Source organism: Micromonospora psammae (genome assembly GCF_036902725.1).
In the GTDB taxonomy this organism is placed as follows: Bacteria; Actinomycetota; Actinomycetes; order Mycobacteriales; family Micromonosporaceae; genus Micromonospora.
The window spans coordinates 21,903-36,420 of sequence record NZ_JBAKHM010000015.1 but is presented as its reverse complement, the minus strand read 5'-3'; the positions used below and the strand labels follow the sequence as shown (position 1 = coordinate 36,420).

The 14,518-nt window shown below is 74.1% G+C and carries 15 protein-coding genes; 4 read left to right on the top strand and 11 right to left on the bottom strand.

Annotated elements, in window-relative coordinates:
- Positions 1-25: 25 nt before the first annotated feature.
- Complete coding sequence (locus V6U79_RS18450; RefSeq protein WP_334615300.1) at positions 26-1,273, top strand: cytochrome P450; 1,248 nt, start codon at positions 26-28, stop codon at positions 1,271-1,273.
- 90 nt (positions 1,274-1,363) lie between these two features.
- On the opposite strand, the gene V6U79_RS18445 is transcribed toward V6U79_RS18450, so the two are convergent.
- Positions 1,364-2,542, bottom strand: a complete 1,179-nt coding sequence (locus tag V6U79_RS18445) for a zinc-dependent alcohol dehydrogenase (RefSeq protein ID WP_334533996.1) — start codon at positions 2,540-2,542, stop codon at positions 1,364-1,366.
- Positions 2,539-3,186: an SRPBCC family protein gene (locus tag V6U79_RS18440; RefSeq protein WP_334533999.1), complete on the bottom strand. Its 648-nt coding sequence runs from the start codon at positions 3,184-3,186 to the stop codon at positions 2,539-2,541. Before V6U79_RS18440 ends, V6U79_RS18445 begins: the two co-directional genes overlap by 4 nt.
- Before the next feature lie 138 nt (positions 3,187-3,324).
- Between V6U79_RS18440 and V6U79_RS18435 the strand changes: the two genes are divergently transcribed.
- Entirely contained in the window at positions 3,325-4,065 is a 741-nt protein-coding gene (locus V6U79_RS18435; RefSeq protein WP_334534002.1) for a class I SAM-dependent DNA methyltransferase, read from the top strand.
- On the top strand, positions 4,062-5,156 hold the full coding sequence (locus V6U79_RS18430; protein WP_334615299.1) for a glycosyltransferase family 2 protein: 1,095 nt from the start codon (positions 4,062-4,064) through the stop codon (positions 5,154-5,156). The genes V6U79_RS18435 and V6U79_RS18430 overlap by 4 nt, the downstream gene beginning before the upstream one ends.
- A gap of 103 nt (positions 5,157-5,259) precedes the next feature.
- Here the strand turns inward: V6U79_RS18430 and V6U79_RS18425 are convergent, their stop codons facing one another.
- Genes V6U79_RS18425 through V6U79_RS18415 form a run of 3 tightly spaced genes read right to left on the bottom strand, consistent with a single transcriptional unit; the run spans position 5,260 to position 7,230 of the window.
- The gene (locus tag V6U79_RS18425) at positions 5,260-5,943 is read right to left on the bottom strand and encodes a DUF3618 domain-containing protein (RefSeq protein ID WP_334533258.1); all 684 of its coding nucleotides are present in this window, start codon (positions 5,941-5,943) and stop codon (positions 5,260-5,262) included.
- Complete coding sequence (locus V6U79_RS18420) at positions 5,940-6,404, bottom strand: phage holin family protein (RefSeq protein WP_334533260.1); 465 nt, start codon at positions 6,402-6,404, stop codon at positions 5,940-5,942. The genes V6U79_RS18425 and V6U79_RS18420 overlap by 4 nt, the downstream gene beginning before the upstream one ends.
- A gap of 31 nt (positions 6,405-6,435) precedes the next feature.
- The gene (locus V6U79_RS18415; RefSeq protein WP_334533262.1) at positions 6,436-7,230 is read right to left on the bottom strand and encodes a hypothetical protein; all 795 of its coding nucleotides are present in this window, start codon (positions 7,228-7,230) and stop codon (positions 6,436-6,438) included.
- Between the two features lie 201 nt (positions 7,231-7,431).
- Here V6U79_RS18415 and V6U79_RS18410 point away from each other — a divergent pair, with 201 nt between their 5' ends.
- Positions 7,432-7,914 carry a DUF4383 domain-containing protein gene (locus V6U79_RS18410; RefSeq protein WP_334615298.1) on the top strand — a complete coding sequence of 161 codons (483 nt, stop codon included), beginning with the start codon at positions 7,432-7,434 and terminating at the stop codon, positions 7,912-7,914.
- 25 nt (positions 7,915-7,939) lie between these two features.
- Here the strand turns inward: V6U79_RS18410 and V6U79_RS18405 are convergent, their stop codons facing one another.
- From V6U79_RS18405 to V6U79_RS18380, 6 genes are all read right to left on the bottom strand, one after another.
- Positions 7,940-8,389 (bottom strand): GNAT family N-acetyltransferase, encoded by a 450-nt coding sequence (locus V6U79_RS18405; protein ID WP_334533266.1) that lies wholly within the window; start codon positions 8,387-8,389, stop codon positions 7,940-7,942.
- A gap of 70 nt (positions 8,390-8,459) precedes the next feature.
- Positions 8,460-9,938 (bottom strand): GTPase ObgE, encoded by a 1,479-nt coding sequence (obgE, locus tag V6U79_RS18400; RefSeq protein WP_334533269.1) that lies wholly within the window; start codon positions 9,936-9,938, stop codon positions 8,460-8,462.
- A 90-nt stretch (positions 9,939-10,028) separates the two neighbouring features.
- On the bottom strand, positions 10,029-10,283 hold the full coding sequence (gene rpmA / locus V6U79_RS18395) for a 50S ribosomal protein L27 (RefSeq protein WP_334533271.1): 255 nt from the start codon (positions 10,281-10,283) through the stop codon (positions 10,029-10,031).
- Positions 10,284-10,294: 11 nt separating this feature from the next.
- On the bottom strand, positions 10,295-10,609 hold the full coding sequence (gene rplU / locus V6U79_RS18390) for a 50S ribosomal protein L21 (protein WP_088960746.1): 315 nt from the start codon (positions 10,607-10,609) through the stop codon (positions 10,295-10,297).
- Between the two features lie 189 nt (positions 10,610-10,798).
- A complete protein-coding gene (locus V6U79_RS18385; RefSeq protein ID WP_334615297.1) occupies positions 10,799-11,305 on the bottom strand; it encodes a hypothetical protein in 507 nt (168 codons plus the stop codon).
- Between the two features lie 117 nt (positions 11,306-11,422).
- Entirely contained in the window at positions 11,423-14,449 is a 3,027-nt protein-coding gene (locus tag V6U79_RS18380) for an Rne/Rng family ribonuclease (RefSeq protein WP_334615296.1), read from the bottom strand.
- Between the last annotated feature and the right edge of the window lie 69 nt (positions 14,450-14,518).

Genomic DNA, 14,518 nt, shown 5'->3' with positions numbered 1-14,518 from the left:
CGTCGTCCGTGTCAGGGAGAGCCCGATGGCCACCACCCCCGCCGACCGCAGCCCGGAGAGTTCGCTGTCGTTCCTGCGCGAGGGGTACCGGTTCATCAGCGCCCGGTGCGAGCGCTACGACAGCGACATCTTCTCCACCCGGCTGCTGCTGCAACCGACCATCTGCCTGCGCGGCCGGGCGGCCGCGGTGCTCTTCTACGACCCCGAACGGTTCCAGCGCGAGGGCGCGATGCCGAGGCGGGGTCGGCGCACCCTGACCGGCCGCGGCGGCGTGCAGGGCCTCGACGGCTCGGCGCACGCCCACCGCAAGGCGATGCTGATGTCGATCATGACGCCGAGCGCCGTCCGGCAGCTCGGTCAGCTCTTCGCCGACGAGTGGCGGGCCCGCCTCCCGATCTGGGAGCGGCTCGGGCCGGTGGTGCTCTACGACGAGGTCGGGCGGCTGCTGACCCGGGCGGTGTGCGCCTGGGCGGGTGTGCCGCTGGCCGAGGGGGCGGTCGCCCGGCGCACCGACACCCTGCACGCGATGATCGACGCGCCGGCCGCGCTGGGACCCCGGCACTGGCGGGGCCTGCTGGGCCGTCGCCGGGGCGAGCGCTGGATCGCCGACGTGGTGCGGCGGGTCCGGGCCGGCACGCTGCCGGCCCCCGAGGGCAGCGCGCTGCACGTGATCGCCGCGCACCGGGACGAGCGGGGTCGGCTGCTCCCCCGCCGGGTCGCCGCGGTGGAGGTGCTCAACGTGCTGCGCCCCACCGTCGCCGTCGACCGGTTCGTGGTCTTCGCCGCGCTGGCCCTGCACGACCACCCGGCCTGGCGGGAGCGGGTCCGCGCCGACGAGAAGGCGACCGAGTGCTTCGTGCAGGAGGTCCGCCGCTACTACCCGTTCTTCCCGGTGGCGGCCGCCCGGGTCCGGCGCTCCTTCGACTGGCAGGGCCACCACTTCCCCCGTGGGCGGCGGGTGCTGCTCGACCTGTACGGCACCAACCACCACCCCGAGCTCTGGCCGGAGCCGGAACGGTTCCGCCCCGAGCGGTTCACCGGTTGGCGCGACGACCCGTACGGTTTCGTGCCGCAGGGCGCCGGCCCGCACCTGGGCGGACACCGCTGCGCCGGCGAGTGGCTCACCATCGAGCTGATGAAGCAGGCGGTGACCCTGCTGACCACCGGGATGCGGTACGAGGTGCCGCCGCAGAACCTGGCGGTGCGCCTGAGCCGGATGCCGACGCTGCCGCCCAGCGGCTTCCTGATCGAGAAGGTCCGCCGGACCGGCTGATCCGCGTACCGCGTCGCCGGCGGGCGTCGCCCCCGGCCCCCGGGAGGGGAGCGCTGTCCCCCTGCCCGGCGGCCACGGTGGCGGGGCCGGTCAGGCCGCCGCCGGGTGCAGGACGCTGCGCAGGCAGGCGTCCTCCTTCTTCTCGAAGATCTCGTAGCCGCGGACGCCCTCCTCCAGCGACATCGGGTGGGTCGCCAGGTAGCCGGGGTCGATCTCGCCGGCGGCGAGCCGGTCCAGCAGCATCGGGATGTAGCGCTGGGCGTGCATCTGCCCCATCCGCAGCACCAGGGCCTTGTTCATCGCCGCGCCGAGGGGGAACTTGTCGACCAGCCCGCCGTAGACGCCGACGATGCTCACCGTGCCGCCCTTGCGGCACGCCATGATGGCCTGCCGGACGGAGGTGGGGCGGTCGGACTGCAACCGGGCGGTCTGCTTGGCCTTGTCGTACGCGTAGATCGGGCCGACGTCGTGCGCCTCCATGCCGACCGCCTCGATGCAGGCGTCCGGGCCCCGGCCGGCGGTCATCTCCCGCAGCGCCTCCAGCACGTCGGTCTCGGCGTAGTTGATCGTCTCCACACCGAGCCGCTCGGCGGCCGTGCCGAGCCGCTCCGGCAGCCGGTCGATGACGATCACCCGGCCGGCGCCGAGCAGCTGGGCGGCGCGGGCGGCCATGTGGCCGACCCCGCCGGCTCCCCAGACCGCCACCACCTCGCCGCCGGAGAGGCCGCAGAACTCGGCGGCCATCCAGCCGGTGGGCATGGCGTCGGAGGCGAAGACCGCCGCGTCGTCGGCCACCCCGTCGGGGATCTTGAACGCCCCGACGTCGCCGAACGGCACCCGGATGTACTCGGCGTGGCTGCCGGAGTAGCCGCCGGCGGCGTGCGAGTAGCCGAGGATGCCGGCCGCCGAGTGGCCCCAGAGCTTCTCGGGCAGGACCGGCTGCGGGTTGGAGTTGTCGCAGAGCGAGTACTGCTCGGTGCGGCAGTACCAGCAGCCGCCGCAGGCCACCACCGAGCCGACCACCACCCGGTCGCCGACGCGCAGCCGCTGCACGCCACGCCCGGTCTCCACCACCTCGCCCATGAACTCGTGGCCGAGGATGTCCCCCTCCCGCATCGCCGGCAGGAAACCGTTGATCAGGTGCAGGTCGGAGCCGCAGACGCTGCTGGCCCGGACCTTGACGATGATGTCCCCGTCGGCGCGGATCCGGGGTTCGGGCACGTCCCGCACCGCCAGCTTGCCGACGCCTTCCCAGCAGAGCGCCCTCACGCCCGTCCCCCCGTCGTCAGCCGCTCGCGCACCGGGTCGGTCGCCTTCTCCTGCGCCGCGGTCCGCCCGGACGGGTCGTGCCGGGTGTCGATCACCTGGCCGCTCTCGATCAGCGACTTGATCCGCCGCAGCGCGTCCCGCAGCGCCAGGTCGGGCCCGTCGCCCCGGCCCCGGGCCAGCCCGAGCGCCCGGCGCAGCGGCCCGCCGCCGCGGTAGCGCAGCTCGGCCCGGATCTCCGTGCCCCGGTCCTGCGGGGCGGAGGTCAGGTCGACGTGTCCCTCCTGCGGTACGGGGCCGTCGGTGACCCGCCAGCTGAGCCGGCCCGGCCCGTCGACGGTGATCTCGGCCCGCCACTCGGTGCCGCCGCCGACGGGGTCGCTGGCCACGCAGCGCCACCGGTTCTCGCCGAGCTGTTCGAGGGTGGCCCATTCGGCGAGGGCGCGGTCCAGCCGCTCCCGGTCGGTCCAGAATCCGATCACGGCGTCCATCGGGCGGTCCACGGTGATCCCGCGCCGCACCACGTACCAGCCGTTGCGCCGGTCCGGCTGGTGGCGTCGCCGCCGCCGGGCCACCAGCCGACCGACCCCCACCGCCGTCACGGTGGTCACGCCGAGCAGGGCCCACCTCGTTCCGTTGCTGGTCATCACGTCTCCTCCGCTGGGACGCCCGGGGATGGTCGTCCGCATCCGGTGCGCTACCCGGCGTGAACCCGTCGAAACGCCCCGTTTGATCGGTCGGTTTCCGGGCATGCCGCCACGAACACCCATTCCCGGGAGGCAGCGTTGCCCTTCGACGCGAGCGAGTACGGTCGACACATTCCCGCCGACGTCTACGACGTGGCGTTCGCCCACCTCTCCCCCGAGGCGGCGGTGGCACGCCTGGCAGCGCTCGCCGAGGGCGGCCCGGTCTGCGAGTTCGGCATCGGCACCGGCCGGCTGGCCCTGCCGCTGCGCGAGCGAGGGCTCACCGTCGCCGGGATCGAGGGGTCGGCGGAGATGGCGGCCGGGCTGCGGGCCAAACCCGGCGGGGAGCGGATCGAGGTGGCGCTCGGCGACTTCACCACGACCCGGGTCCCCGGCGAGTTCGCCCTGGTGCTGCTCGTGTTCAACACGATCTTCGCGCTGCCGGACCAGGACGCCCAGGTCGCCTGCTTCCGCAACGCCGCCGCGCACCTGCGGCCCGGGGGCCGGTTCGTGGTGGAGGCGTGGGTGCCGGACCCCGGCGCGTTCCGGGGCGGCACGGCGCTGCGCCCGGTGCACGTGGCCCAGGACGCGGTGCTGCTGGAGGCGGCCCGGCTGTACCCGGCCGAGCAGCGGATGGAGACCACCAAGATCCGGCTGGGCAACGACGGGGTGCGGCTGCTGCCCGCCAACCACCGCTACGCGTGGCCCACCGAACTGGACCTGATGGCCCGGCTGGCCGGGATGGAACGGGAACACCGATGGGCCGACTGGTCGGGCGCCGCCTTCACCGACGACAGCCGGGACCACGTGTCGGTCTACCGGCGCCCGGAGTCGGCGTGAGCGCCCCGGCCCGGCACCGGCCGGGCGGCGGCGCGGCCGAGGCGGCAGCGCCCGCCGCGCGGACGGGCTCCACCGGGCCCGGGCCCGCGACCCCGGCGGGGTCGCGGGCCCGGCTCCCCGTCGAGTACGTCCTACCGTTGCGCTGGTCCGATGACGCCGGCCTGGCCGAGCTGACCGGGTACCTGCGCTCGATCGCCGCGCTGGTCGACGTGACCGTGGTGGACGGGTCCCCGCCGGAGGTCTTCGCCCGGCACGCCGCCGCGTGGCGCGGCGCGGTCCGGCACGTGGCCCCCGACCCGGCGGTACGCGGCGTCAACGGCAAGGTCCGCGGCGTGCTCACCGGCGTCGCGACGGCCCGGCACGAGCACGTGGTGATCGCCGACGACGACGTCCGCTACGACGCGGCGGGGCTGCGGGCGGTACACCGGCTGCTGGACGCCGCCGACCTGGTCCGGCCGCAGAACCACTTCGACCCGGTGCCCTGGCACGCCTGGTGGGACACCGGCCGCATCCTGCTCAACCGGGCGCTGGGCGCGGACTACCCGGGCACCCTGGCGGTGCGCCGGAGCACCTTCGAGGCGATGGGCGGCTACGACCCGGACGTGCTCTTCGAGAACCTGGAGCTGATCCGCACGGTGCGGGCGTACGGCGGCACCGAGGCCGCCCCGCCCGGGCTGTACGTCCGCCGGCTGCCGCCGACCAGCGCGCACTTCCGCGGCCAGCGGGTCCGCCAGGCGTACGACGATCTGGCCCAGCCGGTGCGGCTGCTCACCGCGCTGGCGGTGCTGCCCGGCGTGGCGGCGGCGCTGGTGGCCCGCCGGCCCGGGCTGCTGCTCGCGGCGGGCGCGGTGACGGTGGCGCTGGCCGAGAGTGGCCGGCGGCGGGCCGGCGGCGCCGCAGTCTTCCCCCGCACCGCCGCCCTGGCCGCCCCGCTCTGGTTGCTGGAACGCGGCACGTGCAGCTGGCTGGCCCTCGGCCGACGCCTCCTGCTCGGCGGCGTCCGCTACGCCGGCGGTCGGGTCCGCCTCGCCGCCCACTCCGAACGCACCCTGCGCGCCAGGAAGGCCACCCGGTCGACGCCTGTCGGGTAGGCGGCGGACCCCGGCACGGCCGACGGGCCGCACACGGCAGCTCGCGGCCACTCTCCGGCGCTGCCGGGAGTGGCCGCGAGCTGCGGCGTACGACGGTCCTCGCTCAGTTCCGCACCTGTTCGCGGGACTGCTGCGCCTGGTCCTTGACGTCGGAGGCGGCCGACTTGGTGTCGTCCTTCACCGCCTGCACGGCGTCCTGGGCGGTGGACTTCACCGACTGGGTGGCCTGCTGCGCCGGCTCGCGCAGCTCCTCCTTGATCTCGTTGGCGACCTCGCCCAGCTTCTCCTTCACCGCCCCGCTGTGCTCGGTGGCCTTCTCCTTGACCTGGGTGGCCAGCTCCTGCTCGCGCCGGCTGGCCGGGATCAGCGAGGAGATCAGCATGCCGGCGCCGAACGCGATCAGGCCGGCCGCCAGCGGGTTGCCCTCGGACTTCTGCCGGATCACCTGCGGCGCCCGCTGGGCGGCGTCACTCACCGTGGACGCGGCCGAGTGGGCCTTGTCGCTGACGGTGGACGCGGCCGAGTGGGCCTTGTCGCTGACCGTGGCGGCCGCCGACGAGGCGTGCCCGCCCACCGAGTGGGCGGCGTGGCTGCCGCCGTGGCCCAGGTCGGAAGCGCTTCCCATAACCGTGTCCCTCACCTTCTGCAGGGCGTTGCGCGCCCGCTGCTTGCGGTCTTCGACGATGCGGCTCGGGCTGACCTTGTACGCCAGCGCGTCCACGTCGGTGCTGAGGCTGTTGCGGGTGGCCTCGATCTCCCGGCGGATCTGGTCGGGATCGGTGCTCATCGGGTGACTCCCTCCGGGTGGGGCTTGAGCGCGTCGGGGATCCGCTGCACGCTGTCGTTGGTCTGCTTGAGGCCGCGAATCCGCTCGGCGTTCTTCTTGGCCATGCTGTAGAGGACCCCGGCGATGGCCGCCCAGATGACGGCGACGATCAGCGCGGCCCAGCCGGCGTCCATCACGTTGGACAGCCCGGCCCAGAGGGCGAGGGACAGGAAGAGCGCGACCATGTAGCCGCCGAAACCGGCGCCGCCGAAGAGGCCGGCGGCCTTGCCCGCCTTCTTGCCCTCCTGGCGGATCTCCGCCTTGGCCAGCTCCACCTCCTGGCGCATCAGGGTGGACAGGTCGGTGGTGACCGACCGCATCAGCTCACCGAGGGAGCTGCCCCTGACCTCGTCCGCGGTGTGCGGTGCACCCGCGGGGTGGTACCCGGAGTCCAGTCCGGACCCCTGCGTCGGCGTGCTCATGCCGCCGCCTCCCTTCGGATGGCTCGAACGCTCACGGACGGTTGGTGCCGCTGGACGGCACACCCGGCAGCGGATCGGTACGGGTCACCGGCGGCAGCGGCTGGCCGACGCCACCGGCCGGGTCGGCGTAGCCGGTGGTGGTCCCGCTGTCCGGGTAGGCCGCACCCTGGCCGGAGTAGCCCGGGGCCGGGTCGAGGTAGCCGCCCGGCGGGATGGTCTCCGAGCCGGCGCGCGGCGCGGGCGGGGTCGGGATGACCGCCGTACGGTCCGGGTCGTAGCCGTTGGTCGAGCCGTACAGGCCGTGGGTGTCGCTCGGGCCGTCCGAGGCCGACGTGAGGCCCTTGGTGAGCCGGCCGGCGACCACGCCGAGCAGGGCCGCGCCGACCAGGAAGGTGCCCGGGTTGCGGCGGGCGTAGTTCTTCACCTCGTTGAGCAGGTCGCCCGGCTCCCGCTCCTCCAGCCAGCCGGCGACACCGTGCACCCGGTCGGCCGCCTGGTGGGCGAGCTCGGTGACCGGTCCGGCGCTGCCGCCGTTCTGTGCCATCGAGCGCACCTCCTCGGCCAGCGAACGCAGGCCACCGGCGGCGCGGCGCTGCTGCTCGCTGGTCCGGCCGGCGAGCTGGTTGCGGGCCTCGCCGTAGAGGTTGCGGGCCTGGCGCTTGGCCTCGTCGGCCACCTCGCGGCCCTGCTCCTTGGCGGTCTGCGCCACGGCGCCGCCCGCGTTGGCCGCCTCGGAGCCGACCTGGCGGGCCTGGTCGCGCACGCCACCGCCGTTGCTCTGTCCCTGCCCGTACGTGGAGGACGTGGATGAGAGATCGTGAGTCATGGTTTCCCTTCCGCTCGAAAAACTCGTCGCGGTTCTGCTTCTGGGGGTCACGCCGGCCGTTTCGTCGGCGTGTCCAATCACCTACCCCCGGTCGCCAACTCCATGCCTGATTCGCCATTTCTCTGCGGAGGGATCACCTCTCGGTCACACAATGGAGGGTCGCCCGGCTTCGGGGACGGCTCAGCCACGGAGGTGACATCGATGGCACGTGACGTGCGCGGACGCGGCTCGGCCGGCCCTCGGCCGCGGATCCAGCCGGCCGCCGCGGTGGTGGCCGCCGTCTTCCTGCTGCTCGGCGTGCTCGGCTTCGTCCCGGGCGTCACCACGGACTACGCGGGCCTGACCTTCGCCGGTCACCACTCGGAGGCGAAGCTGCTCGGGCTGTTCCAGGTGTCGATCCTGCACAACGCCCTGCACCTGCTCTTCGGCCTGGCCGGCCTGGTGATGGCCCGGCGGGTCGCCGGCGCGCGGCTCTTCCTCGCCGGTGGCGGCGTCGCCTACCTGGGACTCTGGCTGTACGGCTTCGCGATCGAGCAGGAGAGCGTGGCCAACTTCGTGCCGCTCAACGACGCGGACGACTGGCTGCACCTGCTGCTCGGCTTCGGCATGCTCGCGCTCGGGCTGCTGCTCTCCAACGACGCGGGCACCGGGGGGCGGCTGGACACCCCGATCGACCGCCCCTGACCCGGCCGGGACGTCGGAGGGAGGCTCAGGCGGCGACCGGCAGCCGCTTGGCGAAGCAGACGCTGTACGGGTTGCCGACGTACTCGCCGTACACCGGGATCGGCTCGTATCCGCAGGAGGTGTAGAGCCCGATCGCCGCCGGCAGGTACGTCCCGGTCTCCAGGCGGAGCACCGAGTGCCCCTGCTGGAAGGCCAGCTCCTCCAGCGCGCTGAGCAACTGCCGGGCGATCCCCCGCCCCCGGTAGGCCGGGCGGACGTACATCCGCTTCAGCTCCCCGGTGTCGGCGTCCAGCGCCTGGACCCCACCGCAGGCCACCGCCCGACCGCCGTCGGAGACCACCAGGTAGCGGATGTCGCCGTGGACGACGGTGACCTGCCCGTCCAGGCCGCCGTCGGCGTCGCGCAGCTCGCGTTGCTGGGCGGTGACCAGGGCGTCGATCTCCGGATCGGTGGCGGGGCGGGATTCGATCAGCATCGCCACACGCTATGCCGGGTCGATTTCGCGGAGGTTTCCGCTGGTCGACCCGGACACGGCCGGCGTCGAGCTAGTCGAGGTCGTCGTCGTCGGTCAGGTCGTCGGAGACGTCGGCGTCCAGGCCGTCGGCCTCCGCCTCGTCGGCGGGGCGTTGCCGGCGGGCCTTACGGGCGGCGAGCCGCTCCGCCGCCGACGCCCGGGCCGACTTCTCCTCCAGCCGGACGTCGGTGCCCCGGCTGCCGGGGACGAAGTCGGCCCCGGCGTAGAGGGTGGGCTGCCAGTCGAACTCCCGCTCGCCGATGCGCACCAGGTCACCCGGCTTGGCGCCGGCCTTGGCCAGCTTGTCCTCGACGCCGAGGCGGGCCAGCCGGTCGGCCAGGAAGCCGATGGCCTCGTCGTTCTCGAAGTTGGTCTGCTTGACCCAGCGCTCGGGCCGCACGCCGCGCACGGTGAAGGAGCCGTCCTCCTCCGCCTCGATGGTGAAGCCGGCGTCGTCGACCGCCTTCGGGCGGATGACGATCCGGGTCGGCTCGGCCGGCGGCGCGGCGCGGCGGGCCTGCTCGACCACCTCCGCCATCGCGAACATCAGCTCCTTGAGCCCCTCGCGGGTGGCCGTGGAGATCTCGAAGACCCGGAAGCCCCGCGCCTCCAGGTCCGGCCGGACGATCTCGGCGAGGTCCCGCCCGTCCGGTACGTCGATCTTGTTGAGCGCCACCAGCCGCGGCCGGTCGGCGAGGCCGCCGTACTGGGTGAGCTCGGACTCGATGGCGTCGATGTCGGCCAGCGGGTCCCGGCCGGGTTCCAGCGTCGCGGTGTCGACCACGTGCACCAGCACGGCGCAGCGCTCGACGTGGCGGAGGAACTCCAGCCCCAGCCCCCGGCCGGTGGCCGCGCCGGGGATCAGGCCCGGCACGTCGGCGACGGTGAAGGTGTGGTTGTCGACCCGGACCACGCCGAGGTTCGGCACCAGCGTGGTGAACGGGTAGTCGGCGATCTTCGGCTTGGCCGCGGAGATCACCGCGATCAGCGACGACTTGCCGGCGGACGGGAAGCCCACCAGGCCCACGTCGGCGACGCTCTTGAGCTCCAGCACCACGTCGAGCCGGTCGCCGGGCTCACCCAGCTCGGCGAAGCCGGGGGCCTTGCGCCGGGCGTTGGCCAGCGACGCGTTGCCGCGACCACCCCGCCCGCCCCGGGCGGCCTCGAAGGTGGTGCCCGCGCCGACCAGGTCGGCCAGCACCTCGCCGTCGAGGGTCTGCACCACGGTGCCGTTCGGCACCTTGATGACGAGGTCGTGGCCGTTGGCGCCGTCGCGGTTCGAGCCGGCCCCGCCCCTGCCGTTCTCGGCCTTGAGGTGCGGGCGGAAGTGGAAGTCGAGCAGCGTGGTCACCTGCGGGTCGACCACCAGCGACACGCTGCCGCCGTGCCCGCCGTTGCCCCCGTCCGGGCCGCCGAACGGCTTGAACTTCTCCCGGTGGATCGAGGCACAGCCGTGCCCGCCGTCGCCGGCCTGCATGTGCAGGACGACCCGGTCAACGAACGTCGTCACGACGCCAATCCTTCCAGCGGGGTACGCCCCCGCGTGCGAAAAGACGAAGCGGGCCGGGACACGAGGTCCTCGGCCCGCTTCGCCGGGAAATTACTGCTGCGGCACGATGCTGACGGTCTTGCGACCGCGCTTGGTGCCGAACTGGACCGCACCGGGGGCCAGCGCGAAGAGCGTGTCGTCTCCGCCGCGGCCGACCAGGTCACCGGGGTGGAACTTGGTGCCACGCTGACGGATGAGGATCTCACCCGCGCTGACGACCTGACCACCGAAGCGCTTCACGCCGAGTCGCTGGGCCGCGGAGTCACGACCGTTACGCGAGCTGGACGCACCCTTTTTGTGAGCCATTGGAGGACGACCTACTTCCCGCTGGAGATGCCGGTCACCTTGACCTGGGTCAACGGCTGGCGGTGACCCTGGCGCTTGTGGTAGCCGGTCTTGTTCTTGAACTTGTGGATCCGGATCTTCGGGCCCTTGGTGTGCGCGGCGATCTCGCCGGACACCGCGACCGAGGCAAGCTTCGCCGCGTCGGTCACCAGGTCGTCACCGTCGACGAGGAGCACCGCGGTGAGCTTCACCGCGTCGCCGGGGGCACCGGCGAGCTTCTCGACCTCGATCACGTCGCCCTCGGCGACCTTGTACTGCTTGCCGCCGGTCTTGACGATCGCGTACATCGGAGGCGGACTCCCTGTCGTTGAGGCTGCTAGCGTCTTTTCCCACCGTTGCCGGCCGGTCGTTCCCGCGGCAACTCGCCGGGTAGCAGTGACACCGGCGGCGCGGGCACGCGGGAACTCGGCACACCAAAGTGTGCCGCAGGAAAGACTACGCCATGACCGGCCCGGTACCCAAACCGGGCCCGCCGGTCAGCGCCCGCAGAGCTGGTCGAGGCGCTGCTGGAGGCGGTCCAGCTCGGTCTCGTCGATCGCCTCGACGTCGGTGCCGAGCCGGCCGACCTCCGCGGCGAGGTCGGTGAGCAGGGTCTTCAACTGCGGGTCGGAGGCCTCGGCCGAATGCCGCCGCAGCGCCGAACGCCAGTCGGTCAGCGCCGACTCCGCCCGCTTCCGGGCGGTTTCGGCCCCGGTGCTGTCGTTCGCCCCGACCGCCGCGATCATCTTGCCGAGCTCCTCGACGTACGTCCGCACGGCCGCCGAGGAGGCCTGCTCCGCCTCGGCGCAGACCCGCGGACCGTTCCCCCCCGCCGGGGCGACGCTGACCGGGGCGGACGGGACCACCGACGCGGCGGTGGACGCGGGGACGGGGGCCCCGGAGCCGGCGGAACCGGCCCCGTCCGGCCGGCCGTCGTCGCCGGTGCAGCCGGCGCCGGTCAGCAGGACGGTGGTCACCACGGTGGCGGCGAACAGGCGGCGCATCTTCTTCTCCTAGCCGGGGGTGACCGATCGTAGCCGGGGCCGATGACGCGACAGGACCCCTTCCCCGGCACAGTTGCCGGGGAAGGGGCCCCGCGAAACGTCGCGCTGCTCAGCCGGTCACGGGCGGGTCCGCCGTCGGGCGCCGCCCCGGCGGGACCGGCGCCGGCCGGAGCCGCCCTCGCCGCTCTCCTCGTCGGCGTCGCCGTCGGCCAGCGCGTCCGGGTCGTCCGCCCCGGCCAGCCGGGCCGACTCGCCCTCCTGGGCGTCGGCGACGGCCGGCGCGGCCGCCGTCTCCGCCTCGTACCGGGACAGGTCGTAACCCATGGTGTCGTGGTACTCGGCGTCGGTCCCGGCGTCGGCGGGCCCGGCGGTCTCGGCGTTCTCGGTGGTCTCCACCACCGTGCGCTCCGCGGTGGCGGCGGCCTTGCGGGAGCGGCGCCGCGACGCGGTGCCGGACTGCTCGGTCGCCGGAGCGGGCGCGGTCACCGCCGAGGCGACCGCCTTGACCTTCTCCCCCGCGCCGGGGCCGCCGGAGCGCGGCTTCTCCGGCACCGGCTCGGTGTGGATGACCAGACCGCGGCCCTTGCAGCACTCGCAGGGCTCGCTGAACGCCTCCAGCAGCCCCGCGCCGATCCGCTTGCGGGTCATCTGCACCAGACCGAGCGAGGTGATCTCGGTGACCTGGTGCTTGGTGCGGTCCCGCCCCAGGCACTCGGTCAGCCGGCGGAGCACCAGCTCGCGGTTCGACTCCAGCACCATGTCGATGAAGTCGATCACGACGATGCCGCCGATGTCGCGCAGCCGGAGCTGGCGGACGATCTCCTCGGCCGCCTCCAGGTTGTTGCGGGTCACCGTCTCCTCCAGGTTGCCCCCGGAGCCGGTGTACTTGCCGGTGTTCACGTCGACGACGGTCATCGCCTCGGTCCGGTCGATCACCAGCGAACCACCGGAGGGGAGGAAGACCTTGCGGTCCAGCCCCTTGATGATCTGCTCGTCGATCCGGTACTCGGCGAACACGTCGGTGGTGCCGACGTGCCGGCGCAGCCGGGCGACCAGGTCCGGCGAGACGTGCGACAGGTACGACTCGACGATGTCGTACGACTGCTCGCCCTCGATGACCAGCTCGCGGAAGTCCTCGTTGAAGAGGTCCCGGACCACCCGGATCACCAGGTCAGGCTCCTCGTAGAGCAGCACCGGGGCGCCACCCTCGGCCGCCTTGGCCTGGATGTCCTCCCACTGTGCCTGGAGCCGCTTCACGTCGCGGGCCAGTTCGTCCTCGCTGGCGCCCTCGGCGGCCGTCCGGACGATCACGCCGGCGCCGTCCGGCACCAGCTTCTTGAGCACGTCACGCAGCCGCTTGCGCTCGGTGTCCGGCAGCTTGCGGCTGATACCGGAGGCGTTGCCGTTCGGCACGTAGACCAGGTGCCGACCGGAGAGCGCGATGTGGCTGGTCAGCCGGGCGCCCTTGTGCCCGATCGGGTCCTTGGTGACCTGCACCAGCACCGAGTCGCCGGAGCGCAGCGCCTGCTCGATCGAGCGGGCCCGCCCCTCCAGACCGGTGGTGTCCCAGTTCACCTCGCCGGCGTACAGGACGGCGTTGCGGCCGCGCCCGATGTCGACGAAGGCCGCCTCCATGCTGGGCAGGACGTTCTGCACCTTGCCCAGGTAGACGTTGCCGGCCATGGTGCCGGAGGAGCTGCGGGTGACGTAGTGCTCGACCAGCACGCCGTCCTCCAGGACCGCGATCTGGGTGCGGTCGCCGCGCTGGCGTACCGCCATCACCCGGTCGACCGCCTCCCGGCGGGCCAGGAACTCCGACTCGCTGAGGATCGGCGGGCGGGTACGACGCTGCTCGCGGCCGTCCCGGCGACGCTGGCGCTTGGCCTCCAGCCGGGTCGAGCCGGAGACGCCCTGCACCTCGTCGACGGCCTTGCGGGGCTCACGGATCTTGACAACCGTGGGCACGCCGTCGTCGGCGGCCCCCTCGGTGTCCCCGGCGCCCCGACGGCGGCGACGGCGCCGGCGGCGGGTCAGGCCGTCGCCCTCGCCCTCCTCCTCGTCGGCCTCCTCGGCCTCTGCCTCAGCCTCCGCCTCGGCGGTCTCCTCGGCCTCGTCCTCGTCGCTGTCCTCCGCGCCGCCCTTGCCACGACCGCGGCCCCGACGGCCCCGACGACGCCGGCGCCGCGCGGCGGCGCTCTCCTCGTCCTCGTCCTCGGTCTCGGGCTCCTCCTCGGCCTCGCCGGTGGGCTCCTCCTCGACCTCGACCTCGACCTCGACCTCGACCGGCTCGACCTCGCGCCGACCGCGGCGCCGGCGGCGACCGGTCTCGGCCGGCTCCTCCACGGCGGGCTCCTCGACGGCCGGCTCGACCACGCGCACGGTCGGCAGCTCGTCGGGCTGCGGGGCCATGAAGAGCACGGTGGGCGCGGCGATGACGGCCCGCCGGCGGCGGGTACGCGGCTCCGGCGCGGCCGGCTCCGCCGGCTGCTCGCCGCCGGGCACCGACACGCCGGGCGGCACCTCCCCGGCCCGGCTCTCCGCGCCGGACACCGCGACGGCCGGCGCGGCGGGCGCGGCCCCCTCGGTCTCCTCGGCGGCGGCCTCCTCGGCGAGCGGCTCGTCGGCCGCGGTGGGCTCGGTGGGCGCCGCCGCCTCGACGGCGGGCTCCTCGACCGGCCCGGCCTCCGGTGGCGCCGCCGCGGCCTGCTCGGCGGGGACGTCCGCGGGCGGCTCGGCCGCCGCCGGGGCGGTGGCCTTCTTCCGCCGGGTACGGGTCACCTTCACCGGCGGTACGACCTCGGCGCCGGCCTCCTCCGCACCGGTGACGACCACCGGCTCCTCGGCGGCCTTCGCGGGCGTGGCCTTGCGCCGGCGGCGGGTGGTCTTCGGCGCGGTGTCCAGTTCACCGGCGACCGGAGCGATCACCTCGGCCTGCTGCGTCTCGTCGGTCGCCGACGCGGCGGCGGTCGGCGCCTCGGCCGGCGTCTCGGCCTGCTCCGGCTGGCTCAGCGGGGCGGCCCGACGCCGGGTGGTGCGCCGACGGGTCGGCGCCGGCTCCGCGGTGCTGTCGGTGGTGCTTGCAGCGGGTTCGCCGGCCGGCTGTGAACCGGTCAGTTCGCCGCCCTCGGGCTCGTTCTCGAGCATGGACGTTCTCCAGTTCTGGCTGCCCCGGGCGCGGTTGAGCGCTGCCACGCAGGGTTGCCGCAAAAGTGT